Here is a 26,361-nt window from a genome sequence, read left to right as displayed (position 1 = left end):
TGGAGGGAATACCCCCCCCCCATAGTTTCGTTAGTTAGATTTCTTAATTTTTTATGAAATAGAAGTTTATCCGTGCATAAATCAGCGGCTTTGTAGCTAACACCGCCTAGTTTGTAGTAGTCATTTATACTTCCGGTCGTTATCAAGTATCTACCGATGGGAACCGGTAAAATCGTTATAGGCTCGTACCCCCCCCCGTAAGTTTTTCTATGATGTTTTTTGGATCTCTTATATCAACTACGTAAGATACGTCGGCAAGCCTTAGTCCGATTGCGTCTTTATTTCCATCAAAAGCTACGACTTTAAGTCCGGCTTTTTTGGCTTCATTGATGGCAAAAACACTCTCGCTACTAGCACCTATTACTAGAGCGACTTTTTGGTTCATTTTAACTCCTTTATAAATTTAGAATCTTTTATAAAATCATCTAAATTTTCTTTGCTATCTTTTATGGTTTCTATAGCAAGAAATTTATCTTTATCTATGATAGAGTGGATTTTTTTAAAATCAATATTTCCATCTCCAAAATGCAAATGCGCGTCATAAATGCTTGTGCTATCGTTATCGCTTATATGATATACAAGCGGATTTAAAGAGTTAAATTTGGCAATGTACTCGTAAATACCCAGTTTTTGATAGTTTGCGCTTACTAGGGCGTGACCGATATCAAGGCAAAATCCATGTCCTGTTTGGTCTATTATTTTTTTTATCATTTCAAAAGTTGAACCGATGCAAAATGCGTCTGGAGCGTTATCCATAGGTACTACGTAAGGCTTGTTTTCTATTATAAATTTAAAATCTTTTATACTATTTATCTGTCTTATACTTTCATCAACATTGCCGCCGATACCAGGATGAAAAACAGTGTAAATAGCGTCAAGCTCAAGGCTATAAGCACGAGCGAGTTCTACTAGTTTTAAATTTGAACTAAATTTATCTTTATTTGAAAAATCTAAACCGCTGCTAAAATGCGGAGCATGAATAGCAAATGGAATACCGAATTTAAGTTTTAGATCCGCCCAAATTTTGATTTTGTTAAGAGAGTTTGGCACTGAGTAAAGCTCGATATAGTCATAAACTCCACTTTCATAAAGATTTGCCGCACTATTTATATAATTTTCATTCAAAGACCATAGTTTAAGACCGATTTTATAAGCCATGTAACACCTTGTATTTAAGCTCTGCCATTTTCCAATCGTCCATAGTATCGATATCTTGTGTAACATTTTCACTTAAGATGAATGGTACTCTATCATCAGAGTTTAGCGCGTTTGCTTTATAAAAATAGAACATTCCGGCGTCATGATACGTTGGTTTTAGATCTTGAGATCTTTTATTTGCGTTAAGCGGTTCGCGGTATTTTAAAAAACCTTTTTCATCTACTATAAAAGCTCTTTGCACGGGAAATGAAAATTTGACTACTGGAGTTAATTTGCTCGCATTTGTAGATACAAATGTTTCATACGCTTCTTTTAAAAGTTCGCCGCTTATAAACGGTGCGCAAGGATAAATGCAGCATATATTTTCGATAAGAGTTCCTAGTTTGGCGTATTGGCTTAGTACTTCTTCTATAACGTCGTTTGTAGTAGCAAAGTCATCCGCTGTTTTGGTGCTTCGCAAAAACGGAACTTTTGCGCCTAAATTTTTAGAGATACTAGCTATCTCTTCATCTTCGGTTGAAACCATAATCTCATCAAAAATTCCGGCATTTATAGCGGCATTTATAGCGTAATATATCATAGGTTTTCCCATAAAATCTTTGATATTTTTACGCGGAATTCTTTTGCTTCCGCCGCGCGCTGTTATAATAGCTATATTGTTTATCAAGTTTTGTTCCTTGAGAATTTTATCTGCAATGATAGCATAAATTTAGGATAGGGCTTTATAAGCCCCATGTTATTTTAGATCGCTCTCGTCGATCATTGCAGGTACGCCTCTTATAGCACCTGTTTCAAAGTATTTCATTATATTTGCTTGTTCTGTTTTTACTTGATCGGCAGTTATATTAGTTGGAGCGGATGCGTCTTTGGCATAGTATTTTCTTAGAATTTTTATCTTTGTGGCATCGTCTTTTACGCCTTTTACCTCTTTATATATCGCGATTGATTTTTTTATCGCATCTTCGCCGTGGCTAGGAATTGGAGCCATGATAACTTTTAAATTTGATTCTTCTAAATCTTTTTCAATTCTGTCAAGTTCGATTCTGCAATATGGACAGTCCGGATCGGTAAATAAGTATTTTGTAGGTTTTTTAGGGTCATTTCCTAGATTGATAATTTTTGATTTATCAAGATTTTTTATAAGTGCTGCTAATTTGCTATAAGCTTCGCCCATAGAGGCTTTTTCTTGTATATCGTTAAATTTACCTAGATAAGATACTCTTTTATTTACGTCTATGATATCTGGAAATACATATTTGCCATCTGTAAATAAAACTTGTTTTTGGCTCTGTTTTCCATCTGTGATATTTACTATAATTTGGTCGAAATTTGTACCTTCAAGCTTTGATTTTGACTCTATTTTTACTTGCAAACCCTCATTTGAAGCAGCTTTAAAGAGATCTAAAATCTCCGCATCGTTTATAGCAAACATGGAAGTAGCCGCTATTAGAGAACTTATAATTAAAACATTTTTCATCTGTTACCTTAAAATATAAAATTTCAAACATTATAGGCGTTGTTTTTAAACAAAAAGCCTATCGTTTTCAAATTTCTTGATATCGGCAAATTTATCAAGATATTCTAAATACGCCAACGCATATTTTCTACTTAAATTTAGATGATTTTTAGCGCTGGTTATGTTTACTTTACCTTCATTTTTTATTATATCTCTTAGCATATTTATCACTTTATTTAATGCATTTGAGCTTATAAAAAGGTTGTGTTCTAGTCTTACTACTTTTTTTGCTTTTGTGAGCTTTTTTAGAGCCGCGTCTCCTACTATTTTATCGATATCAAGCTCATCATATATGTTATACGGTGCTTTTGGAGTAATATATCCTTTTTCTAAAATATCATAAATTTTACTTTCTACCGTTGTATTTAATTCATCGAAATTAGTTCCGAATTTAGTATAAATACTTCCGTTTTTTTGGACTATTTTATTTGTTTCTAGCTCATTTAAAACAGCTTCTATAAAATCCGTACTTGCCCAAGACAGCTTTGTATTTATGCTAGATGGAGAGAACATGGCGTCTTTGTTTTTGTTTATTATAAATTTGATAAATTCTTTAACATCGCTATAGCCGTCATTTGTGTAGATACAAGCCGCTTTTTTATCCACAAAAACATTTTTTAAATTTGAAGCTATATCTAGTGCCGTGCTTGTACTCATTCCAAATCTTTGCAAAGACGATATAAGTCCAAAACCATGTCTATGTGATCTGCTTAAAATCTCAAAAGCTTGTACGAAATCCATATTATTGAGCGCTGAAAGTAGATCTGACTTAACATCTTTTTTAAGAGGTTCGCTTACTGGATTTAGAACAAATCCGCCGCCTATAACTCTGCTATTTTTCAGTAAAATAAACGGCTCGTTAAACTCTAAAAACATCATTTTATTAAATTTAAATGTAAAAAAATTGTCTTTTAAAAGAGCGGCTTTTGCATTGACTTGTTTAGATCCGACGCAAAAAACGACTTCACTATTGTGAGTCAAATCTCCGCTCACAAAACAATCAGCTTCAAAAAATCCTCTCCAAAATCCCTTTTTGCTTAAAATTTGCCCTTTTTTTAAAGCGTAAGTTTTATCTCCGCTTAAGTTTAACGCGGCTCTATTTGGAGCTTCTACCGTCTTTGCGCTCCTAGAATGAACCTCTAAATTTCTTAATATAAAACTTTCATTTAAATCCAAGTTTAAAATTTGCTCCCCGACTTTTAGAGTGCCTTTTAATACGCCTCCTGTGACGACCGTGCCATGACCTTTTACTTGAAAAACTCTGTCTATGTAGTAGCGAAAAACAGAGTCTTGATCATGCGTTTTTCTTTGGATCGTAAAAAGATAATTTTTTAGCGCATCTATGCTGTTTTTATCTTTTATACTGACGAAAAAACTTCTTAAAATTTCTAAATTCGAGAAATCTTTTATAAAATCCAATACACTGTTTTTGACTTCTAATTGCTCATTTTTACCTACCAAATCACATTTTGAAAATACTAAAATTATATTTTTTACATTTAGTAAATTTAATATTTCTATATGCTCTTTTGTTTGTGGCTTAAGTCCTTCGTTGGCTGCTATTACGAGCATACAAGCGTCAAATTGAAATGCTCCGCTTATCATAGTTTTGACTAAATTTTCATGACCAGGAACATCGATAAATGCTATATTTTTAATTCCGTTATTTAAATTTGAAAAACTAAGATCTATCGTAATACCGCGTTTTATCTCGTCTGATGTTTTGTCGCCTTCATAGCCGTTTAAAGCTTTGATAAGTGCTGTTTTTCCGTGATCTATATGACCTGAGGTTCCTATTATTATGCTATTCATCACTCATTCCGTTTATAATTTTTATGATGTTTTCTATATCATTTTCAAAAATAGAACGAAAATCAAGCAAAAACTCCGCGTTTTCAATTCTGCCTATGATTCCGTATTTTCTAAATTTAAACTCATTTTTGTTTGCGTTTCCTTTGAAAAATAACCCGATTGATGGATAGCTTTTATTTGGCATTGTTCCTCCGCCGACAAAAGTTTTAGTCTCTTTTATGCTAGCTTCTAGTTTGATGTTTTCTAAAACTTTCTTAGCTTGTACTTCTAGTTCGCTTAGTGTTTTATAAATTTGATTTATAGGTTTTATGAGATGAAAATCTTTGTTTAAGTACGCTTTTATCGTTTCATTTAACATGCTAAGCACCATTTTATCGACTCTTAACATTCTTAAAATTTGATTGTTTTTAAGCTTATTTATAAGCTCTTTTTTACCAAGTATTATGCCGCATTGCACACTGCCAAAAAGCTTATCACCGCTAAAACTTATTATATCAACTCCACTTTGTATCAGTTTTTTTACGTTTGGCTCATCTTTACTTAGAGAATACGGAAGCGTATTTACATATCCGCTACCAAGATCGTAATAGTTTAGAATTCCTCTTTTTTGGGTTAATTTCGCGATATCATTTATAGAAACTTCGCTGGAGAACCCGACTATATCATAGTTTGATTTATGTACTTTTAAGATCATGGCGGTGTTTTCATTTATGGAGTTTTCATAATCGCTTAGATGGGTTTTGTTTGTAGTGCCAATCTCTTTTAATATAGCTCCGCTGTTTTTCATTACTTCTGGTACTCTGAAACTTCCACCGATTTCTACTAATTCACCGCGACTAACCAGTACTTCTTTCTCGTCGGCAAAACTATTTAATATGAGAAAAACCGCGGCTGCGTTATTATTTACTATAAGAGCGTCTTCACAACCAAATAGCAGTTTTAAAAGATAGCTTGTATATGCGTATCTATCGCCTCTTTTGCCGCTGCTTAAGCCGTATTCTAAATTTGAGTATGAAGTCATAAGATGAGTTGCTTGTTTAATTAAATCTTCGCTGATAGGACTCCTGCCAAGGTTGGTATGTATTATAACTCCAGTTGCGTTTATAAGCGGTTTTGGCTCGATATTTTGAAACTTGGCGTATGCGTTTTTTATCAAATTTATAACATCTTGCTCTGATATAGTTTCATTTTGATTTTTACTTCTTATCTCTTCTAATACTGATTTAGAGATGTCTAAAAGTGCTGGTTTAAAATAGTTTTGAAACTCTTTTAGATTTGGAATTTTATCTATTTTTGGAAGTTTATTCATAGCTTTTCTCATTTAAATTTAAACTCAGTATATCATTTTTTAGTTTTGATTTTCCTTTTAAGTTAATTATTAGTTATAAATAATCAGCCTAAATTTATACAAATGATTATAAAATGAGTATAATATTTTAATCAAGGAAAATTATGCAAGAGTTTGCATTTTTATATGACAATAGCGAAGAAATAGTTCTTGACGATAGTATAAAAACTCTAAATTTGCCAAATGATGAAGAGTTTTTAGTTTCTAATTCAAAGTCCTTAAATGCTCAGATATATGCTCCGGAGATAAATTTTTATCTAAATAATACCAAAGAGAATATGCTATTAAAAGCTAAAAACTCATTGAAGCTTTATGAAGCTAGAGCTACCGCGTTTGATTTTGCTTTAGACGCTGATTTATCAAAGAGCGTCGGTAAAAATATTTTACTAATTAGCGATGAGTTGGAGTTATCTGTAAAAAAGCTGGAAAATGCAGGATTTAAGGTAATTTGCTTAAATCATAATGAAGTTAAGTTTTTATATGGAGAGATAGGTGAATTAGTAGCTATAGTACTGCAAAAAGATGGTGAGTTTGAGATAGAGTTTGATATTTTGTTAGTCAGAAATGCTAAAGATTATATGCTAAAACAGAGCGGTTGTTTTGAGATCGACGGTTTAGAAGATTATGAGATTTTAAATCTTGCAAATAAAGTAAGTCCCGTGTTTAATTATAAAAAAATAATTGCTTATGACGCTCAAACCTGTCAATACAAAAGTAGAAGAACAAAGCATTGCGCTAAATGTGTAGATGCCTGTCCTACCGTTGCTATAATGAAAGATGATGAGATAAAAGAACTTGAGTTCTCAGATATCGACTGCATAGCTTGCGGAGTCTGTATAAGCGTCTGTCCGAGCGGATCGCTTGAGTATAATTCGATGCCAAGAAATGGATTTTATGAAGTTGCTAAAATATATGCGGATAAAATAGTTTTGGCGTTTGAGGAGTGTTTGGATATCTCAAATTTAAGTATAAATTTAAAAGAAAACATACTTCCTTTTCCTCTAAAATCAGTAAATTTTTTAGATCAGTCTTATCTTTTGACTCTGCTTCAAACAACAGGCGCCACCGTGGTTTTATATGCAAAACAGATAACAAGCGGCACAAAAGAGAGTCTTGAGCTGGTTAATGAAATTTATGAAAAAATATATGGAACTAAAGGCATAGAAGTAGCAAATGACGAAGAGAGTTTAAAAATAGCTTTGGATAGAGCGTCATTTATATCAAATAGTAAATATGATCTCAATGAGACAAATCTTAGCAAAAGAGAAATTTTTTCTAAAAGAGTTTTACATATGTTAAATGGTAAAAACCATGGTAAAACAGGCTGTGGTGAGTTAGTAAGATATGGAAGAATCGTTGTAAATGAAAGCAGCTGTACTCTTTGTTTATCGTGTGTGGGAGCTTGTAATGTTGGAGCGTTATATGCTGATAAGAGCGATAATTCGCTTAAATTTAACGCGTCTATTTGTACTACTTGCGGGTATTGCGAGACTAGCTGTGCCGAAAAAGATACGTTAACGGTCATAAGAGACGGAATGAGTCTTGAGCCGAGCTATTTTGAGTATAAAACTTTGGCTAAAGATGAGTTATTTAAATGCGCGGAATGCGGCAAAGAATTTGCAACCGTGAAATCCGTTAAAAAGATAGCTTCCATGCTTGAGCCTGTATTTAACGGAAATGATTTGAAGATTAGGACGCTTTATTGTTGCGCTGATTGTAAAGCAAAACTTATGATGATGAGTGATTTAGAAAAGGAAGATTTATGAGCGATTTAGATATTGGAAGAAGTTATTATTATGAATTTTTATCTTATCCGCTATTTTACAGTGAAGATAGAAAACGTTATGAAGAGTTTATAGAACAAGCCATTTACCTTGCTAAAAGTCCTATAGATCCATCAAATGATGTTGATTTTGCAAATATTATTAAATTTAGTTTTGATGAGTTTAAAAAAGAGCAAAATTCTGTTTTATTTGATCTTAGTTATACAAATATTCCTCTAAGTGCTAGCTTTTATGATGAGGGAAGAGATGATGGCAATAAGCGTTTGAAAGTTATAGAAATCTTAAAAAGAAGCAATTTTAGAAGAGATACGAATAAGTGCAGCTGCTCTGAGGATTATTTGGGCTTTATTTTCAAGTTAATGGCTACAATATTAAAAAATAATTTAGCTCTCTCAAGAGAGCTTTTTGAAACTTTGATAAATGACTTTTCTGATGAGTTTGCGAAGATGACAAAAGAACATGAAGCTGCAGATTTTTTTAGATCTTATGCTAATATTTATATAAATTTTATTAGTCTTGAACGTGCTATTTTAGGATTTAAAGCTCCTAAATTTGAAAAAAGTATAGCCGAAGAGTCTTTACATAAAAAACCATTTCAAACTAAAATGGCAACTCCAAAAAGCAAGGTTATGTGGGACGAATTTACTAAGATATAAATTTATATATTTTGAAACTTAAATAAATTTAAATTATTAGTATTAACTTATTATTCGATTTTGATACTCTTTAAAGTAGAATAAAACAAATAAGTAAAATATATTTTACTTATGATACAAGGAGTTGCTTTGAAAAACAGAAGAGAATTTCTTAAAAAAGCTTTGCAAGTAGGCGCAATAGCTGGTGTAGGAGTAGCCGCCACAGGAGCTTTTGCTTCTAAAGAATACAACGAATCAAATCAAAATGGCGTTGTAAGCGGTAAAACAAAGAAAAAAGAGGTGCTTTACTACAAAAGTGAAGCTTGGGAAAAATTTTACAAAATAGCGTATTGAAAGGCTTAAAATGAGTGAAGCTCACATAGGTAGACGCTCATTCTTAAAGCTTGCTGCTCTTGGTGCTGGAAGCACTATGGCGTTTGGTAAAGAGAATGAGACATTAAGAACCGCTACAAACGAAGAGATAAAAAACCCATTTCCCGGCTCAAAAAAAGTTCGCACTATCTGTACTATATGTTCAGCTGGTTGTGGTATAGAAGCTGAGGTAAAAGATGGCGTTTGGATAAGACAAGATATGGCGATAGATCATCCTATATCTCAAGGTAGCCATTGCTGTAAGGGTATTGATCAAATAGATCTTACGAAGTCAAAACAGCGTGTAAAGTACCCGATGAAAAAAGTAAATGGTAAATGGGAAAGAATCAGCTGGGAAACTGCTATCAATGAGATCGGCGATAAGCTTCTTGAGATTAGAAAAGAAGACGGACCAGACTGTGTTGAGTTTTTGGGTTCGGCTAAATTTAGCAATGAGCAAGCATTTTACTTTAGAAAATTTGCAGCTTTTTGGGGAACGAATAATATAGATCACGTAGCACGTATTTGACATAGCGCAACAGTGGCCGGTGTGGCCAATACTTGGGGTTATGGCGCGATGACGAATCACTTTGGCGATGTGACAGCAAATTCAAAAGCAATACTTTTGATCGGAGCAAACTCGGCAGTTGCAAATCCTATTGGCTTTAAGCATATGCTTCAAGCAAAAGATAGAAATAACTGCAAACTTATCGTAGTTGATCCTGTTTATACAAAATCTGCCGCAAAGGCTGATTATTTCGTAAGACTTAGACCAGGAACAGATATAGCATTTGCTTATGGAATGCTTCATTTAATATTTAAAAACGGCTGGGAGGATAAGGAGTTTATAAAAACTCGCTCTTACGCAGTTGATGAGATAAGAAAAGAAGCCGAACATTGGACTCCGCAAGAGACTGAGAATGTTACTGGAATTCCAGCAGAGCAGCTCATAGAGATAACTAGAGTTTTTGCTACGACAAAACCCGCGACTTTAGCATGGGCTTTAGGCGTAACTCAGCACTCGGTGGGAAGTTCAAATACTAGAATTTATGCACTTTTGCAACTGATATTAGGAAATGTAGGCAAAGCCGGTGGCGGATGCAATATTATCCGTGGTCACGATAATGTTCAAGGTGCGACCGATATGAACAACCTTGCGGATTCTCTTCCTGGGTATTATGGCTTGGGCGATGCTGCATGGAAACATTTCTGTAAAGGTTGGGGGCAAGATTATGATAAATTTATAAAACGTTTTGCAACTAGCGTAAAAGAACCTAGAGAAAAGTTAGGCGATGATGTTGAGGGAACTAAATTTAAAGAGTATTTTTATCATGATCCAAAAACCCCAGAAGATAGAAACTGGAGAAACGAAAAAGGTTACTCTCTTTCAAAATGGTGGCAAGGTGTTTTAAAAGAAGAAAATACATTTTCAAGCGGAAATTTAAGAGTTCTTTGGGTGCAAGGCACTGGTATCACTTCTATGGCTCACCTTACTAAGATAAAAGAGGCTATAGATAAGCTTGATATGCTTGTTGTCGTAGAACCGTTTGTAAATGAAGTCGCAATTTTGAGCGATAGAAAAGATGGAGTATATATATTGCCTGCTGCAACTCAGTTTGAAAGTAGCGGATATGTTAGTGCCACAAATCGTTCAGCTCAGTGGAGAAGTCAAGTTATACCTCCGATTTACGAGTCAAAAGAAGATCAAGAAGTAATGATGCTTTTTGCTAAAAAATTCGGTTTTTATGATGAGTACGTAAAAGGTATGATGATGGATGTTGTAGACGGAGAGCTTAAAAAAGTAAAAGATAGCTTCGTATGGCCTGATGATGCTACAAACGAGATAGCAAGAACTACTCAAAGTATCGGCAACAACGGTCGTACTGCAGATCGCCTCAAAAAGCATCAAGAAAACTGGATAAATTTTGATCCAGACACTCTTATGGGAAAACCGGGCAGTCCTGTAGCAGGTGAGTATTACGGTCTTCCATGGCCTTGTTGGAATAAAAATCATCCTGGAAGTCCAGTGCTTTATGACGTGACAAAACCTGTATGGAAAGGCGGTATGGGATTTAGAAACCGTTTTGGACTTGAGCATAATGGCGTAAGTCAATTAGCAGATGATTCTATAACTATTCCTGGCTCAAAAGTAAAAGGCGGATATCCGCAAATTACCAAAGATAACATAGAAAAAGTTTTGGGTATTACTTTGAGCGAAGAAGAAAAAGCTAAAATGGGTAGCGGTTGGAATATGGATTATAGTGGTATAATTGCTAAAAAATGCGAAGAAGCGGGCGTAAGCCCTTGCGGAAATGCAAAAGCAAGAGCTATAGTGTGGGAATTTATAGATCAGTATCCAAAGCATAGAGAGCCGATCCACTCTCCGCGCAAAGATTTAGTTGAAAAATATCCTACTTTCGGTGATCAAGCTAAAAATTTCAGAGTTTCTACTAAATTCGAAAGCGAGCAAAAAGCGCAAGATTGGAGTAAAGATTTTCCAACTATTATAAGCTCAATGCGTTTAGTAAATTTAAGTGGTGCCGGTATGATAGAAAGAACTAGTAAATATTTAGCTCATATAACGCCAGAAATGTTTGCTCACGTAAATCCGGAACTTGCTTTGAAATATGGCATACAAGATGGAGAAATGATGTGGATACATAGCCCCCAGGGTACAAAGATAAAAGTAAAATGCATCCATTCTCATAGTGTAACACCTGATAGAATTTGTCTTCCGTATAACTTTGCTGGAGTTATGCAAGGAGTAGATCTAAGTGCTAGATATCCGGAGGGTACTAAGCCATATACTATAGGCGAGAGCTCAAATACTATCACTAATTATGGATTTGACATCGTTACTCAAATTTCCGAGTTTAATGCCGGACTTTGTAGATTAGAGCGTGCAAGTGATCAAAGCACATTTAAAACAGCGTTTTTCGATGAAAAATGAGCTAAGGAGATAGTATGGCAAGAATGAAATTTTATGTAGATAAAAATAGGTGTATAAGCTGTTTTGCTTGTCAAGTTGCTTGTAGTTCGGCTCATGAAGTTCCAGTCGGAATAAATCGCCGAAAAGTTATCACGGTAAATGACGGCATAGAAGGAAAAGAGGTATCAAGTACGATTGCTTGTCAGCACTGTACTGATGCACCTTGTGCTCAAGTTTGTCCAGTGAGCTGCTTTTACATAAGAGCCGATGGAATAGTTCTTCATGATAAGAATAAATGTATAGGCTGTGGATACTGCTTATATGCTTGTCCATTTGGTGCTCCTCAATTTCCACGCGACGGTGCTTTTGGTATCAAAGGTGAGATGGATAAATGCACAATGTGTGCTGGAGGTCCTGAGGAGACAAACAGTGAAGCCGAGCGTCATCTCTACGGTCAAAACCGAATTGCCGAAGGCAAGGTACCTATGTGTGCCGCAGTTTGTTCTACAAACGCTCTTTTGGTCGGCGATGCAACTGAGGTTTCAAATATTTATCGCAAAAGAGTACTTATAAAAAATGCAAATATTTGATTAAATTTATAGAATTTGCCAGATTAACTTTTGTTAATAACTGGCAATTCTATTAATATTTTCTTATATTAAAACTACTATGTAATACAATATTTCAAATTTACCATCAGATTGATTTCTAAATTTAATAAATTTATCGTAAAAATATTTTAAATTTAGTATTTTTTGTAATTTCTGTTAATATTAGAAAATTTAATTATATAAAATTTACTTTCTATTAAATTGCCGATAATAGTTTAGTAAAAGATAAAAAATATCTTAAAATTCATAAGTAAAAATTATAATAGTAGAAAAAACGGCTAGTTATACTTAGCTGATAATATTTTAAATTCAATAAAATTTATTTCAATTTAATTTTAGTTACTATAACATTTGAGTTATATTTTATCGCTTAAAGGAGACGAACATATGAAAGGTTCATTTTTAGTTTTAAGTTCTTTATTGGTTGCAAGCTCAATGTTTGCTATTAGTGATGCTGATTTATTAAAAGAAGCAAAAAATGCAGGATTGGTAGCTTTGCCATCTGATCAAAAACAAGTTGATGCTATGCTTAAAGAGATAGGCGTTGAACCAAATAAATATACAGACGCTAAAGCAGAATTAGGTAAAAAGTTATATCTTGAGCCGCGTTTGTCAAAAAGCGGTATCATTAGCTGTAATACATGCCATAACCTAGGGCTTGGCGGTACTGATGGCATAGCTGCTGCGGTTGGTCATAAATGGACTGTAAACCCACATCATTTAAACTCTCCAACTGTTTATAACTCAGTATTAAACACAACTCAATTTTGGGATGGTCGTGCTATGACTTTAGTTGATCAAGCAAAAGGACCAATCGAAGCTGAGCCAGAGATGGCTACTCCAGCGGCACTTGCAGTTGAAAGAATTGCATCTTTACCTGAGTATGTAGCTGAGTTTAAAAAGATATATGGCGATAGCGGCGTAACTTTTGATAATATAGCTGATTCTATAGCTAGTTTTGAAAGAACTCTTCTTACTCCATCAAGATTCGACAAATTTATAAAAGGCGATACAAAAGCTTTAACAAAAGCTGAAAAAGCTGGTCTTAAATTATTCTTAGATAAAGGCTGTTCTGCTTGCCATACAGGAGTAAATCTTGGTGGTTCTATGCAAGCATTTGAAGTAGCTGGAAAATATCAATTCGCAAATATAGGCGACTTCAAAGGTGATGCAAACGGTATGGTTAAAACTCCTACTTTAAGAAATGTAGCAGAAACTGCTCCATATTTTCACAATGGTGCTATATGGAAACTTGAGGACGCTGTTAAAACTATGGGTAGCGTTCAACTTGGTATAGAGATAACTGATGCAGAAGCAACTAGTATAGTTACATTCTTAAACGCTTTAACTGGTGACAAACCAAAAGTTGTTTATCCAATGTTCCCAAAAAGCACAGAAAAAACTCCAAAACCTGAGCTATAATTTTTAAGTCCCATTTTAAATGGGACTTCTTACACTTTATCACAACATATTTTATATTTACAATCCATATCTTGCATAAATTCAACTAAATTTTATATAAATTTGAGTATAATCCACATTCCATAGCCAAATCAGCTCCCAAAATTTTCTATATTTTTTTAATCTTAGAAATGCTTTTTGGTCTACCAAATTTATAAAGGATAGTTTGATGTACGCGATTATCAAACACGGCGGAAAACAGTATAAAGTTAGCGAAGGCGACTTCCTAAATTTAGATCATTTTGAAGCCGAAGCAAAGTCAAATGTCGAAATTGACGAAGTTTTAGCAGTCAATGACGGTAGTTTAAAGGTAGGTGCGCCGTTTATAAAGGGTGCAAAAGTTGTCTTAGAAGTAGTCGGCGAAGGCAAAGATAAAAAAGTTGTTATCTATAAAAAACGCAGACGTAAAGACTCAAAATTAAAACGCGGTTTTAGAAGACAATATACTCGCGTTAAAGTTACAAGTATAAAAGCCTAAGGAGTAAAGTATGGCACATAAAAAAGGTCAAGGTTCAACCCAAAATAACCGTGATAGTATAGGTCGTCGCTTAGGTGTTAAAAAATTCGGTGGCGAGTTTGTAAGAGCTGGAAATATTATTATTCGTCAAAGAGGGACTGCAACTCATCCGGGAAATAACGTAGGTATCGGAAGAGATCATACTATATTTGCCCTTGTTGACGGTTTTGTTAAATTTGAAAGAAAAGACAAAGATAGAAAAAAAGTTTCTGTCTATCCAGCAGCTTAATTCATAGCCCTTTTTTGGGCTATTTCTCCTATTTTAATTTCAGCAATTTTTTATTATAATTTCTCCTAAATATAAGGATAATCATATGTTTGTAGATAGTGCAAGTTTTAGTGTAAGTAGCGGTAAAGGCGGTCCGGGATGTGCTAGTTTTCGCCGTGAAAAACATGTTCCGCTAGGCGGACCTGATGGCGGAGATGGCGGAAACGGCGGAGATGTTTATTTTATAGTAGATAACAATACTCACACTCTAGCCAACTACAAAGGCAAAAGAGCTATGAAAGCTGCAAACGGCGTACCCGGGCTTCCTAGAAATATGACAGGAAAAAAAGGAGATAATCTCGAGCTTATAGTTCCTCCAGGAACTGCAGTTTATGACGCCGATAGTAATGAGCTTTTGCTTGATTTGATTAGCGAAGGACAAAAAGAGTTATTTTTGAGCGGCGGAAAAGGTGGGCTTGGAAACGTTCATTTTAAAACAAGCGTAAATCAAGCTCCGACTAAAGCTCAACCAGGACTTCCAGGCGAGACAAGAAACATACGTTTAGAGCTAAAACTCATAGCAGACGTAGGGCTTGTAGGATTTCCAAATGTTGGCAAATCAACTCTCATCTCAAGTATATCAAACGCAAAACCACAGATCGCAAATTATGAATTTACAACTCTTACGCCAAAACTAGGACTTGTAGAAGTTGATGAGTTCAGCGGATTTATCATGGCAGATATTCCGGGCATCATAGAAGGCGCAAGCGACGGAAAAGGACTTGGAATACAGTTTTTAAAACATATAGAAAGAACAAAAGTCTTGCTTTATATGATAGATTTGGCAAATTATCGTTCGCTTAAAGAGCAGTTTGAAACCCTAAAAAGTGAAGTTTTGAAGTTTTCGCCGAATTTGGCAAAAAGAGATTTTGCTATAGCTTTAACAAGGCTTGATGCTGCAGTAGACGCTGATGAAAAGATAGAAGAGTTTTTAAATGAATTTAAATTTGATAAAAAACAAGATATTTATGAATACGACCGCCAAAAGCCGTTTTTCGTACTTCCTATATCAAGCGTCGCCGGAGATGGCTTAAAAGAGCTTAAATTCGGACTTTTGGAAATTTTAAAAGGCGAAAATTAATTTCAGTCGTTAGATATCTCAAAAATCATTAAAGTGTCTTTTCAAAAGTGCGACAAAGACACTTCTTCAAATACCTTAATCTTATCTATCTACGTTAATATCTGAGTTTAAGTAGCAAAATAGTATAATCATCAAATTTATTTTTAAATTTAAAGGCGATTTCTTTATGAAAAGAGTGGTTATAAAAGTAGGCTCTCACGTGATCAGCGACGAGCATAGTATAAGCGAAAAAAGAGTAGCTAGTTTATGCGAATTTTTATATGATTTAAGCTTAAAATATGAAGTGATTTTGGTAAGTTCTGGTGCTATAAGTACGGGTCAAACAAAGCTTGATATCCCAAGAACTACTGTTGTTAATAAGCAAATTCTCTCTGCTATAGGACAACCGTATTTAATGGAAATTTATAGTAGGGCTTTGGCTAAATTTGGTAAACAAGCTGCTCAGCTTTTACTTAGTGCTGGCGACTTTGACTCGAGAAAAAAGACAAATCACGCACTAAATGTTATAAATGGTCTTTTGAAAAACGGTATCATACCTATCGTAAATGAAAATGATGCTATCGCTATCAGCGAGATAGTTTATGGTGATAACGATAGACTTTCAAGTGCCGTTTCGTTTTATTTTAACGCCGATTTGCTAGTTATATTAAGCGATATCGATGGTTATTACGATAGAGATCCAAGAGAAAATAAAAACGCAAAAATCCGTCATCTAGTCACTAATTTAAGCGATGAAGAGCTAAATAAAACTAGCGATACTGGAAGCAAGCATGGTACAGGCGGCATTACAACAAAGCTTTTGGCCGCTAAGTTTTTGATGGACAATAAAAAAGATATGTTTTTAGCTAGCGGATTTGATCTTAGTGATGCAAGAGCATTTTTACTAGACAATAATCAAATAGGCGGTACGATATTCAAAGGCGAACAATGAAAAATATAGTTTTTATGGGGACTCCTGATTATGCTAGCGTCATTTTAGAAGCTATCTTAAAAAATGGCGGTTATAACGTAGTTGCAGTATTTACGCAGCCCGATCGCCCAGTAGGAAGAAAGGCAATCTTAACTCCTCCAGAGGTAAAAAAAACAGTTTTGCAAAGTGGGCTTGATATCCCTATTTTTCAACCTTTAAATTTAAAAGATAGTAGCACGGTAAATGATATTAAGGCTTTAAAACCTAATTTTATCGTAGTTGCGGCTTACGGGCAAATTTTACCAAAAGATATTTTAGATATTGCGCCTTGTATAAACTTGCACGCTTCATTACTCCCCAAATTTAGAGGTGCAAGTCCTATCCAAGAAGCGATTTTACGTGGTGAATTGCTTAGCGGTGTAACTGCTATGAGAATGGGAGTGGGGCTTGATGATGGAGATATACTCGGCTTTAGCGTGATCGAAATACCCAATTTAAAATCAAGCCAACTTTTTTGTGAGTTAGCAAAAATGGCTGCAAAACTTACTATAAAAATTTTAAATGAATTTGAAAGTATATCTCCTATAGCTCAATTTCATGCTTTAAGTTCTAAGTGCGGCAAAGTCCATAAAGAAGATGGTCTAATAGATATTAAGCTTCAAACTCCAAAAATCATAGAATCTAAATTTAGAGCATACTATCCATGGCCGGGATTATATCTTGAAAACGGAGTTAAAATTTGGGATATGGAGATTTCAAATTTAAAAGGCGAAAATGGATATGTGTTAAGTATAGATTACGACGGTTTTACGATCGGAGTAAATGGCGGTAGTATAAAGATAAAATCCCTTCAAGAATCCGGAAAAAAAATGGTAAATGCAAAAGACTATATAAATGGTAAAAGGTTAGGTGTTGGTAGTAAGTTTTGTTGATGAGTGTAGTTCTACTCAAGAAGATCTTATAGCGTCATTAAGACTCGGTGTTATAACTCCTCCTTATACTTTAGTCGCTTCTAGGCAGACTAAAGGAGTTGGAAGTAGGGGAAATAGATGGGAAAGTATGGACGGAAATTTATATTTTAGTTTCTGTATAGATAGTTCTAGTTTGACTTCTGATCTGCCTTCAAGCTCTGCTAGTATATATTTTGCTTTTTTAATGAATGAGTATTTAAAGAGTTGTGGATCAAAAATATGGCTTAAATGGCCAAACGATTTTTATCTCGATGATAAAAAGATAGGAGGAGTTATAACAACTAAGATAAAAAGCGTTTATATATGCGGAATGGGTATAAATTTAAAAACATCTCCACGGTATTCAAACGTACTTGATATAGACCATGGAGCTACTCAGATAGTAGATGGATTTTTAAAATCTTTAGAACTTAATCCTTCATGGAAGCAAATTTTTAGCAAATATTTGTTAGAATTCGAAAAATCAAAAATATTTAGTGCTCACGTCGACGGTGAGCTTATGAGCCTTGAGAATTCTGTTTTGTTGGACGATGGCTCGATAATAATAAATAACAAAAAGGTATATTCTTTAAGATGAGTGAAGTTATAACCATTGCCAACCAAAAAGGTGGCGTAGGAAAGACGACAACTGCTGTAAATTTGGCTGCATCTTTGGCTGTAGCTGAGAAAAAGGTACTTCTTGTAGATATCGACCCTCAGGCTAATGCTACAACCGGTCTTGGTTTTAGCAGAAGCGATTATGAGTTTAATATATATCATGTATTAACAGGTAGAAAAAAATTAAGCGAAATTATTCTTAAAACAGAGATTAACACCTTGCATCTTGCGCCATCAAATATAGGATTAGTAGGTATCGAACAAGAATTCAATGAGCAAAACAGAGACTACAAAGCTATTTTAAGAAATAAAATTTCCGAACTTAGAGACGACTACGATTTTTTAATCATAGATAGCCCGCCAGCTCTCGGAAGTCTTACAATAAATGCTCTTAGCGCGAGTGATAGCGTTATAATACCTATACAGTGCGAGTTTTATGCTATGGAAGGGTTAGCTCAGATATTAAATACGGTAAAAGTTATTAAAAAGTCTATAAATCCTAAATTAACTATAAAAGGTTTTTTGCCTACTATGTATAGTGCACAAAATAATCTATCTAAAGAGACAGTTGCTGATTTAAAGAAGCATTTTGAAAATAAATTATTTAAAGTTGCAGACTCCGAAGAGGGATTTGTTATCATCCCAAGAAATGTAAAGCTTGCCGAAAGTCCTAGTTTCGGCAAACCAGTAATTCTTTATGATATCAAATCAAGCGGAAGTATAGCTTATCAGAATTTAGCTTATTCGATAATGGGGTAAAAATGGCTTTAGGAAGAGGACTTAGTGCGATACTTGAAGATGTAGAAAATGCGTATGACAAAGAGTTAAATAGGGATCTTATATCAGATATTGATATAGATAAAATAATTCCAAATCCATTCCAGCCAAGAAAGCATTTCGATCAAGAATCTCTTAGCGAACTTAGTGCAAGCATAGAAAAACATGGCTTAATCCAGCCTATTATAGTTATAAAAAAAGGAAACGGATATACTCTTATAGCCGGCGAGAGAAGGCTTAGAGCTACAAAACTTTTAGGCAAAGATAGTATAAAAGCTATAGTAGCAAATTTAGAAGATCAAAATCTAAGAGAGTTAGCTTTAATAGAAAATATTCAAAGAGAAAATTTAAGTCCTATTGAGTTGGCAAATTCATATAAAGAGCTTATAGAAGAGTATAAAATTACTCAAGAAGCACTATCTAATATTATAAAAAAAAGTCGTACAGTTATCACAAATACTCTTCGTTTGCTTAGCTTAGATGAATCCACAAAATGTCTTATAGAAGACGGTAAATTGACTCAGGGCCATGCGAAAGTTATAGTAGGACTTGATAAAGATGATGAAAAAATGGTTGTTGATACTATAGTCGGTCAAAGATTAAATGTAAGAGATACTGAAAATTTGATAAAAAGAATAAAAAACAAAGCAGACAAATCCTCAAATTTAGTATCTATGCAACAAAATTATAATGAGAATTTAAATATTTTAAAGGATACGTTTTTAAATTTGGGATATGAATGTAAAATTAATGGCAAAAAAATGATATTAAATTTCGCTGACGTGGAAAAAATTCAAAATTTAATTCAAGTAATTCAAAAAATTCAGTAAAATTTAGCCTTTATTGTTGTAAAATATTCAACTATTATTTATGTCTGTGAATGAAATTTACTAAGGAGAATTAATGCTACAAATTGACCTGCCGCTTTTGCTTATTACGGTTGTGATCTTTCTAGGGCTGATTTTTGTTTTAAACTCTATATTATATAAACCTCTTCTTAAATTTATTGATGATAGAAATAGATCAATAAAACAAGATGAAGATAGTGTTAGCAAAAATGCAAATGATGCTAGCGCGTATAAAGCCGAGATTGAGAGAATCATTCTTGATGCTAGAGCTGAAGCAAATGCAAAAAAACAAGCTGCTTTAGCTAGAGCAAAAGAGGAAGCCGCAAAAAAAATAGAAGCTAAAAAAGCGACTATAGAGTCTGAATATGAGATTTTTGCAGCTGGATTGGCTGCTAAAAAAAGCGAACTAAGAAATATGCTTTTAGAAAAACTCCCTGAATTTAAAAATAGCCTGGCCGGCTCATTGTCAAAGATATAGGAGATTGTTATGAATATTAAAATTTTATTGCTGTTATTAGCTCCGATCTTTGTTTTTGGTGCGACTGCTAGTGGTGCAGAGCGTGACTATGATATAGTTGCTAGAACTATAAACTTTGTTATATTTGCCGGTATTTTATACTATTTGATAGCCGAGCCGGTTAAAAAAGCTTATAAAGGTAGAATAAATTCGATAGCTGCTAGACTTGATGCTATACAAGATAAACTAAGAGCTTCAAAAGCGCAAAAAGATGAAGTTTTAAAAAAAGTTGAAGATGCAAAAAACAGTGCGAGCGGTCTATTAGAGTCTACGGACAAAGAGATAGAAATTCTAATATCAAAAATAGAAAAAGATACTCAAAATGAACTTTTGTTACTTCAAAAAAGCTATGAAGAACAAAAAGATTTTGAAGAAAGAAAGATTGTTAGATCTGTAGTCGGTGAAATTCTAGATGAAGTTTTTGCCGAAGATACCCTAAAAATCGATCAAAGCGAATTTGTAAATTTAGTACTTAAAAAGGTAAGCTGATGAAAGAAGTAGTGGCTAAAAAGTATGTAAAAGCGCTTATTTTAAGTTTAAGCTCAGATGAATTTGATAAATTGGGCAATGAACTTAAAGATATATCAAATGCTTTTTTACTCCCTAAACTTAAAGTAATAATTGATTCTCCAGATATCAGTTCTAAACAAAAAGCTGATTTTTTATTTTCTTTATTAGATAATGCTTCTAATAAAATTCATAATTTTTTATTACTTTTAGCAGAGAGAAAAAGACTCGGTTTGATCCCGGAGATTTCAAAAGAATTTGAGTATCAACAAGCTGTAAGAGACGCTAAATTTAGCGGTCTAATCTCTGGTAATTTTGAGCTAAGCGCTGCTCAAAAAACTGAGCTTGAAGAGAGATTTTCTAAGAAATTTGGTGCAAAAATAGAATTTGAAAACATAAAAAATAACTATAACGGTATCAAAATAGAGCTAGATGACCTTGGTGTGGAAGTTAGTTTTTCTATTGATAGATTAAAGGCTCAAATGAGCGAATATATTTTAAAAGCAATTTAATAAGGAGTAAAAGCGTGAGTGTAAAATTAAAAGCTGATGAGATTAGCAGTATCATCAAAGAGCGCATCGAAAATTACAACTTAAGCGTTGATATTGAAGAAACTGGTAAAGTAATATCAGTCGCTGATGGTGTTGCAAACGTTTATGGACTAAAAAATGTTATGGCCGGTGAGATGGTTGAGTTTGAGACCGGTGAAAAAGGTATGGCGTTAAATCTTGAAGAGAGTAGTGTCGGTATAGTCGTTCTTGGTAAATCAAGCTCCATAAAAGAAGGCAGTAGCGTAAAAAGACTTGGAAAGCTTCTTCGCGTTCCAGTGGGCGACGCTTTAATAGGACGCGTCGTAAATGCTCTAGGCGAGCCTATAGATGCAAAAGGAGCTATAGAAGCTACAGAGACAAGATTTATTGAAGAAAAAGCAAAAGGTATTATGGCTAGAAAATCTGTTCATGAGCCGCTTCAAACAGGTATTAAAGCTATAGACGGTTTGGTTCCGATCGGCCGTGGTCAAAGAGAGCTTATTATCGGTGATCGTCAAACAGGTAAGACAACAGTTGCTATAGATACTATTATCAACCAAAAAGGTCAAGACGTAATCTGTATTTATGTGGCTATAGGTCAAAAGCAATCAACAGTAGCTCAAGTTGTTAAAAAACTTGAAGAGTACGGTGCTATGGACTATACTATAGTAGTTAATGCAAGTGCAAGCGATGCTCCGGCGTTACAATATCTTGCTCCATATGCAGGTGTAACAATGGGTGAATATTTCCGTGATAACTCACGCCATGCTCTTATTATTTATGATGATCTAAGCAAGCACGCTGTAGCTTACCGTGAAATGTCATTGATTTTAAGAAGACCGCCGGGTCGTGAAGCATATCCAGGAGATGTTTTCTATCTGCACTCAAGACTGCTTGAGAGAGCTAGTAAGCTAAGTGATAAACTAGGAGCGGGAAGTCTTACGGCTCTACCTATTATCGAGACTCAAGCAGGTGACGTTTCAGCGTATATTCCTACAAATGTTATTTCTATAACTGATGGTCAAATTTTCTTGGAAAGCGACTTGTTTAACTCAGGTATTCGTCCTGCTATTAACGTTGGTTTGTCTGTTAGTCGTGTCGGCGGATCAGCCCAGATAAAAGCTATTAAAAAAGTTTCTGGAACACTAAGGCTTGATCTTGCTCAGTATCGCGAACTTCAAGCTTTTGCTCAGTTCGCAAGCGATCTTGATGAGAGTAGTAGAAAACAACTTGAGCGCGGACAAAGAATGGTCGAAGTGTTAAAGCAACCTCCTTATAGCCCGCTCCCTGTAGAAAATCAAGTTATCATAATCTACGCAGGTAGTCAAGGATATCTTGATGATATTCCAGTATCTGCAGTTACTAAATTCGAAGCTGAATTATATCCGTATATAGAGGCTAAGTATCCTGAAATTTTTGAGCAAATTAGAAATAAAAAAGCTCTTGATAAAGATATCGAAGAAGCACTAAGCAAAGCATTGAATGAATTTAAAGCAACGTTTAGCGCTGAATAAGGCTAAGATATGTCAAATTTAAAAGATATAAAAAGAAAAATTAAGAGTGTTCAAAACACGCAAAAAACTACAAAAGCAATGAAACTAGTTTCTACTGCAAAGCTTAAAAAAGCAGAAGAAGCTGCTCGTCATTCTCGTGTTTATGCTCTTAAAATTAATGAAGTTTTGAGCGAGATAGCTTATAAAATAAATCAATTTAAGATCGTAGGCAAAGACGATAAGTTTTTTGACTTAAAAGCCTCTATAAACAAAGTTGATATTATTTTTGTTACTGCAGATAAAGGACTTTGTGGAGGATTTAATATTTCTACTATAAAAACTATAAGAAATATGATAGAAGAGTATAAATCAAAAAAAATCAAAGTCAGACTAAGAGCAGTTGGTAAAAAAGGTATAGAATTCTTTAATTTTCAAGGTGTAGAAATTCTAGAAAGTTATAAAGGAATCAGCTCTGCACCTACTTATGATAAAGCAAAAGGCGTTATAGCTTCAGCGATCAGTGATTTTGTAGCAGGAGCTACCGATAAGGTTATTTTGGTTCATAATGGTTATAAAAATATGATCTCTCAAGAGATAAGAATAAACACTATAGTTCCTGTAGAAACCCCGTCGATAGAAAATGTTGAGCACTCTAGTTCCCTTATGGAGATTGAACCAGAAAATGATGAGAAGATATTAGAAGAGTTGATGAAAAAATATTTTGAGTATAGTATGTATTATGCTCTAATAGACTCTTTAGCAGCTGAACATAGCGCTAGAATGCAGGCTATGGATAATGCTACAAACAACGCAAAAGCAAGAGTTAAAGAGCTTCAGCTTGCTTATAATAAGGCAAGACAAGAGAGCATTACGACAGAGCTTATAGAGATTATAAGCGGTGTCGAGAGCATGAAGTAAATTTAGAAGGAGAGATAATGAAAGGTATTATTAGCCAAGTTATGGGTCCTGTAGTTGATGTTGATTTCAAAGACTACTTGCCTAAGATTAACGAAGCTATTGAAGTAAATTTTACAGTAGAAGGCAACACGCATAAACTTATTTTAGAGACTGCTGCACACCTTGGAGATAATCGTGTAAGAACTATCGCTATGGATATGAGCGAAGGACTTACAAGAGGGTTAGATGCTATAGCGCTTGGGTCGCCTATCAGTGTTCCTGTTGGAGAAAAAGTTTTAGGAAGAATATTCAACGTAATTGGTGATCTTATAGACGAAGGCGAAGAAGAAAAATTTGATAAAAAATGGTCGATTCATAGAGATCCGCCGGCATTTGAAGATCAAAGCACAAAAAGTGAAATTTTTGAAACAGGTATAAAAGTCGTAGATCTTTTGGCTCCTTATGCAAAAGGCGGTAAAGTTGGACTATTTGGCGGTGCCGGCGTTGGTAAAACAGTTATCATTATGGAACTTATCCACAACGTTGCATTCAAACACAGCGGCTATTCGGTATTTGCCGGTGTCGGTGAAAGAACAAGAGAGGGTAACGATCTTTATAATGAAATGAAAGAATCCGGCGTTTTGGATAAAGTTGCCTTATGTTATGGACAAATGAATGAACCGCCGGGTGCAAGAAACCGTATAGCGCTTACTGGTCTTACAATGGCTGAGTATTTTCGTGACGAGATGGGACTAGATGTTCTTATGTTTATCGATAACATCTTCCGTTTCTCACAATCAGGCTCAGAGATGTCGGCTCTTCTTGGACGTATCCCAAGTGCGGTTGGTTATCAACCAACGTTAGCTAGCGAAATGGGAAGACTTCAAGAAAGAATCACATCAACTAAAAAAGGTTCGATTACATCTGTTCAAGCCGTATATGTACCGGCTGATGACCTTACAGACCCGGCACCTGCGACAGTTTTTGCACACCTTGATGCAACAACGGTTCTTAACCGCGCCATTGCCGAAAAAGGTATCTACCCGGCGGTCGATCCGCTTGATTCAACTTCAAGAATGCTAGATCCTCAAATTTTAGGTGAAGAGCATTACAAGATTGCTCGTGGCGTTCAAGCCGTGCTTCAAAAATACAAAGATTTGCAAGATATTATCGCAATTCTTGGTATGGATGAGCTTAGCGAAGAAGATAAACTTACAGTTGATAGAGCTAGAAAGATAGAAAAATACCTATCTCAACCGTTCTTTGTTGCAGAGGTTTTTACAGGTAGTCCTGGTAAGTATGTAAGCCTTGAAGAGACAATTGCCGGCTTTAAAGGTATCTTAGAAGGCAAATACGATCAATTACCAGAAAATGCGTTCTATATGGTAGGAAATATTGATGAGGCGATCGCAAAAGCTGAAAAAATGAGAGCATAAGCTAAAAAGGAAGCGATATGAATACAATACATTTAGAAATAGTAACTCCTGAGGGGCTTATATTTTCAAATGATGCTAAAATGGTAGTACTTCCTGGTAGTGAAGGCGAGTTCGGTGTGCTTCCTGGGCATGCCTCACTTGTTTCGCTTTTAAAAATCGGTGTTGTAGATATAGAAAATGTTGATGGGACTCACGACGCTGTTGCCATAGACTGGGGTTATGTTAAAATAGATGAAAATAAAGTAATCGTTTTAGTCGATGGTGCCGTGTATGTAGCTGGAAATAGCGAAAGTGAGATTGCTCAGTCTATTGAAAATGCAAAAACTCTTGTTAAACGTATGAGCGATGGTAATGGTATATTAGCCACAGCTTTAGCAAGAATCGAAAATGCTGCGAGGGCAAGATAAGTGCTTGGTTTTTTAGATCTTCTTCTAAACTATTTATCAAAAAGCAGTTTAGTGACAATCATCGTTTTAAGCTGGTTGTCGCTATACTTTGTTATTAGTTTTACAATACTTTTTTCAAGATATATCGGACTTAACAACTGGATAAAAAAAGAACAAGTTGCTCTTGAGTCTATTTTAATGGGAACAAAATCCGATCTTGTTGATTCATCACTTAAAAAGTGTGCGTCTGGCAGAATTACAAAAGAAAAATTAGACGTTTGCATTAGTTTGGCTGAAGCAAACGCTACAAGTGGTCTTACTATGTTATCAATTATAGCTTCTACATCGCCGTTCATAGGTCTGTTTGGAACGGTTATAAGTATACTTGAAACTTTTGCAGGACTTGGTCAAGGTGGTGGAAGTAGCTCGCTTAGTGTGATTGCGCCAGCTATCTCAGAAGCTTTGGTTGCTACTGGATGTGGCATATTTGTGGCCATCCCGGCTTATAGTTTTAATCTTCTTATAAAGAGAAAAGCATATGAAATTATCAGCATCATAAGAAGAGAAGCAAATATTTTAGTTAGTATAAAAGAAGATTATAGCCAAAATGATAAATTTTGATGAAAATCCAGAGTTAAATATTACTCCTCTGGTTGATATTATGCTAGTTTTATTAGCTATACTTATGGTTACAACTCCGGCTATCGTCTATGAAGAGCAAATAACACTTCCTGATGGTTCAAAAAGCAAAGCAGTATCCCAAAATTTAAAAACTCTTACTGTAAGAATAGACGCTCAAAGAAAAGTCTATATAAATCAAAGCGTAATGAGCTTACCAGAATTAGGCGATAATTTAATTCTTATCTCTCAAAAGTACGATAAAAATTCCCCGGTATACATAAAAGCCGATAAAAGACTAATTTATGATGATGTAATGTATGTCTTAAAAACTATGAAAAATGCCGGATTTACTAAAGTCGCACTTGAAACCAACGGATAA

Annotated in this window: 29 protein-coding genes; 23 read left to right on the top strand and 6 right to left on the bottom strand. The window is 34.7% G+C overall.

The features are described from left to right. Window positions 1-175 precede the first annotated feature (175 nt). From DQN38_RS07595 to selA, 6 genes are all read right to left on the bottom strand, one after another. Entirely contained in the window at window positions 176-385 is a 210-nt protein-coding gene (locus tag DQN38_RS07595) for a phosphoribosylglycinamide formyltransferase 2 (protein ID WP_011732238.1), read from the bottom strand. Continuing rightward, window positions 382-1,158 carry a TIM barrel protein gene (locus DQN38_RS07590; RefSeq protein ID WP_170117949.1) on the bottom strand — a complete coding sequence of 259 codons (777 nt, stop codon included), beginning with the start codon at window positions 1,156-1,158 and terminating at the stop codon, window positions 382-384. The genes DQN38_RS07595 and DQN38_RS07590 overlap by 4 nt, the downstream gene beginning before the upstream one ends. Beyond that, a complete protein-coding gene (pseF, locus tag DQN38_RS07585; protein ID WP_002850570.1) occupies window positions 1,148-1,825 on the bottom strand; it encodes a pseudaminic acid cytidylyltransferase in 678 nt (225 codons plus the stop codon). Before pseF ends, DQN38_RS07590 begins: the two co-directional genes overlap by 11 nt. Before the next feature lie 69 nt (window positions 1,826-1,894). Next, on the bottom strand, window positions 1,895-2,635 hold the full coding sequence (locus tag DQN38_RS07580; protein ID WP_002850568.1) for a thioredoxin domain-containing protein: 741 nt from the start codon (window positions 2,633-2,635) through the stop codon (window positions 1,895-1,897). 45 nt (window positions 2,636-2,680) lie between these two features. Then, a complete protein-coding gene (selB, locus tag DQN38_RS07575; protein ID WP_065843780.1) occupies window positions 2,681-4,486 on the bottom strand; it encodes a selenocysteine-specific translation elongation factor in 1,806 nt (601 codons plus the stop codon). Further along, window positions 4,479-5,807, bottom strand: coding sequence for an L-seryl-tRNA(Sec) selenium transferase (gene selA, locus DQN38_RS07570; RefSeq protein ID WP_002850566.1), 1,329 nt, complete (start codon window positions 5,805-5,807; stop codon window positions 4,479-4,481). Before selA ends, selB begins: the two co-directional genes overlap by 8 nt. Window positions 5,808-5,938: 131 nt before the next feature. Between selA and DQN38_RS07565 the strand changes: the two genes are divergently transcribed. From DQN38_RS07565 to DQN38_RS07455, 23 genes are all read left to right on the top strand, one after another. Continuing rightward, the gene (locus DQN38_RS07565) at window positions 5,939-7,600 is read left to right on the top strand and encodes a 4Fe-4S dicluster domain-containing protein (protein WP_065843779.1); all 1,662 of its coding nucleotides are present in this window, start codon (window positions 5,939-5,941) and stop codon (window positions 7,598-7,600) included. After that, complete coding sequence (locus tag DQN38_RS07560) at window positions 7,597-8,274, top strand: molecular chaperone TorD family protein (RefSeq protein WP_065843778.1); 678 nt, start codon at window positions 7,597-7,599, stop codon at window positions 8,272-8,274. The genes DQN38_RS07565 and DQN38_RS07560 overlap by 4 nt, the downstream gene beginning before the upstream one ends. Before the next feature lie 129 nt (window positions 8,275-8,403). Then, window positions 8,404-8,607, top strand: a complete 204-nt coding sequence (locus DQN38_RS07555; protein WP_002850560.1) for a twin-arginine translocation signal domain-containing protein — start codon at window positions 8,404-8,406, stop codon at window positions 8,605-8,607. Window positions 8,608-8,617: 10 nt separating this feature from the next. Beyond that, window positions 8,618-11,575 (top strand): formate dehydrogenase subunit alpha, encoded by a 2,958-nt coding sequence (locus tag DQN38_RS07550; RefSeq protein ID WP_080512724.1) that lies wholly within the window; start codon window positions 8,618-8,620, stop codon window positions 11,573-11,575. Window positions 11,576-11,589: 14 nt separating this feature from the next. After that, entirely contained in the window at window positions 11,590-12,144 is a 555-nt protein-coding gene (fdh3B, locus tag DQN38_RS07545; protein WP_002850557.1) for a formate dehydrogenase FDH3 subunit beta, read from the top strand. 408 nt (window positions 12,145-12,552) lie between these two features. After that, entirely contained in the window at window positions 12,553-13,587 is a 1,035-nt protein-coding gene (locus tag DQN38_RS07540) for a cytochrome-c peroxidase (RefSeq protein ID WP_038454119.1), read from the top strand. 208 nt (window positions 13,588-13,795) lie between these two features. Next, window positions 13,796-14,104 (top strand): 50S ribosomal protein L21, encoded by a 309-nt coding sequence (rplU, locus tag DQN38_RS07535; RefSeq protein ID WP_010402549.1) that lies wholly within the window; start codon window positions 13,796-13,798, stop codon window positions 14,102-14,104. A 10-nt stretch (window positions 14,105-14,114) separates the two neighbouring features. Continuing rightward, a complete protein-coding gene (gene rpmA, locus DQN38_RS07530; protein ID WP_002850554.1) occupies window positions 14,115-14,372 on the top strand; it encodes a 50S ribosomal protein L27 in 258 nt (85 codons plus the stop codon). Between the two features lie 85 nt (window positions 14,373-14,457). Then, window positions 14,458-15,492: a GTPase ObgE gene (gene obgE, locus DQN38_RS07525; protein WP_002850553.1), complete on the top strand. Its 1,035-nt coding sequence runs from the start codon at window positions 14,458-14,460 to the stop codon at window positions 15,490-15,492. Window positions 15,493-15,658: 166 nt separating this feature from the next. Next, window positions 15,659-16,423 (top strand): glutamate 5-kinase, encoded by a 765-nt coding sequence (gene proB / locus DQN38_RS07520; protein ID WP_065844172.1) that lies wholly within the window; start codon window positions 15,659-15,661, stop codon window positions 16,421-16,423. Beyond that, on the top strand, window positions 16,420-17,334 hold the full coding sequence (gene fmt / locus DQN38_RS07515; protein WP_002850551.1) for a methionyl-tRNA formyltransferase: 915 nt from the start codon (window positions 16,420-16,422) through the stop codon (window positions 17,332-17,334). The genes proB and fmt overlap by 4 nt, the downstream gene beginning before the upstream one ends. Beyond that, on the top strand, window positions 17,315-17,950 hold the full coding sequence (locus tag DQN38_RS07510) for a biotin--[acetyl-CoA-carboxylase] ligase (protein WP_002850550.1): 636 nt from the start codon (window positions 17,315-17,317) through the stop codon (window positions 17,948-17,950). Before fmt ends, DQN38_RS07510 begins: the two co-directional genes overlap by 20 nt. Continuing rightward, window positions 17,947-18,729, top strand: coding sequence for a ParA family protein (locus tag DQN38_RS07505; protein ID WP_002850548.1), 783 nt, complete (start codon window positions 17,947-17,949; stop codon window positions 18,727-18,729). Before DQN38_RS07510 ends, DQN38_RS07505 begins: the two co-directional genes overlap by 4 nt. A 2-nt stretch (window positions 18,730-18,731) precedes the next feature. Next, window positions 18,732-19,577, top strand: a complete 846-nt coding sequence (locus DQN38_RS07500; RefSeq protein WP_065844051.1) for a ParB/RepB/Spo0J family partition protein — start codon at window positions 18,732-18,734, stop codon at window positions 19,575-19,577. Between the two features lie 73 nt (window positions 19,578-19,650). Beyond that, window positions 19,651-20,073 carry a FoF1 ATP synthase subunit B' gene (locus tag DQN38_RS07495; RefSeq protein WP_002850545.1) on the top strand — a complete coding sequence of 141 codons (423 nt, stop codon included), beginning with the start codon at window positions 19,651-19,653 and terminating at the stop codon, window positions 20,071-20,073. A 9-nt stretch (window positions 20,074-20,082) separates the two neighbouring features. Beyond that, window positions 20,083-20,601, top strand: a complete 519-nt coding sequence (locus DQN38_RS07490) for a F0F1 ATP synthase subunit B (protein WP_002850544.1) — start codon at window positions 20,083-20,085, stop codon at window positions 20,599-20,601. Then, a complete protein-coding gene (locus DQN38_RS07485) occupies window positions 20,601-21,131 on the top strand; it encodes a F0F1 ATP synthase subunit delta (protein ID WP_065844052.1) in 531 nt (176 codons plus the stop codon). The genes DQN38_RS07490 and DQN38_RS07485 overlap by 1 nt, the downstream gene beginning before the upstream one ends. A 14-nt stretch (window positions 21,132-21,145) precedes the next feature. Then, window positions 21,146-22,663 (top strand): F0F1 ATP synthase subunit alpha, encoded by a 1,518-nt coding sequence (gene atpA / locus DQN38_RS07480; protein ID WP_002850542.1) that lies wholly within the window; start codon window positions 21,146-21,148, stop codon window positions 22,661-22,663. Window positions 22,664-22,672: 9 nt separating this feature from the next. Beyond that, complete coding sequence (gene atpG / locus DQN38_RS07475; protein WP_002850541.1) at window positions 22,673-23,560, top strand: ATP synthase F1 subunit gamma; 888 nt, start codon at window positions 22,673-22,675, stop codon at window positions 23,558-23,560. 17 nt (window positions 23,561-23,577) lie between these two features. Then, a complete protein-coding gene (atpD, locus tag DQN38_RS07470; protein ID WP_002850540.1) occupies window positions 23,578-24,975 on the top strand; it encodes a F0F1 ATP synthase subunit beta in 1,398 nt (465 codons plus the stop codon). A 17-nt stretch (window positions 24,976-24,992) separates the two neighbouring features. Continuing rightward, complete coding sequence (atpC, locus tag DQN38_RS07465; RefSeq protein WP_002850539.1) at window positions 24,993-25,382, top strand: ATP synthase F1 subunit epsilon; 390 nt, start codon at window positions 24,993-24,995, stop codon at window positions 25,380-25,382. Beyond that, on the top strand, window positions 25,383-25,982 hold the full coding sequence (locus tag DQN38_RS07460; protein WP_011732235.1) for a MotA/TolQ/ExbB proton channel family protein: 600 nt from the start codon (window positions 25,383-25,385) through the stop codon (window positions 25,980-25,982). After that, entirely contained in the window at window positions 25,969-26,361 is a 393-nt protein-coding gene (locus tag DQN38_RS07455; RefSeq protein WP_002850537.1) for a biopolymer transporter ExbD, read from the top strand. Before DQN38_RS07460 ends, DQN38_RS07455 begins: the two co-directional genes overlap by 14 nt.

It is taken from the genome of Campylobacter fetus subsp. fetus, from assembly GCF_900475935.1.
Taxonomy (GTDB): domain Bacteria; phylum Campylobacterota; class Campylobacteria; order Campylobacterales; family Campylobacteraceae; genus Campylobacter; species Campylobacter fetus.
Note: the sequence above shows the minus strand (reverse complement) of the source record. Positions and strands in the feature narration are given on the sequence as shown.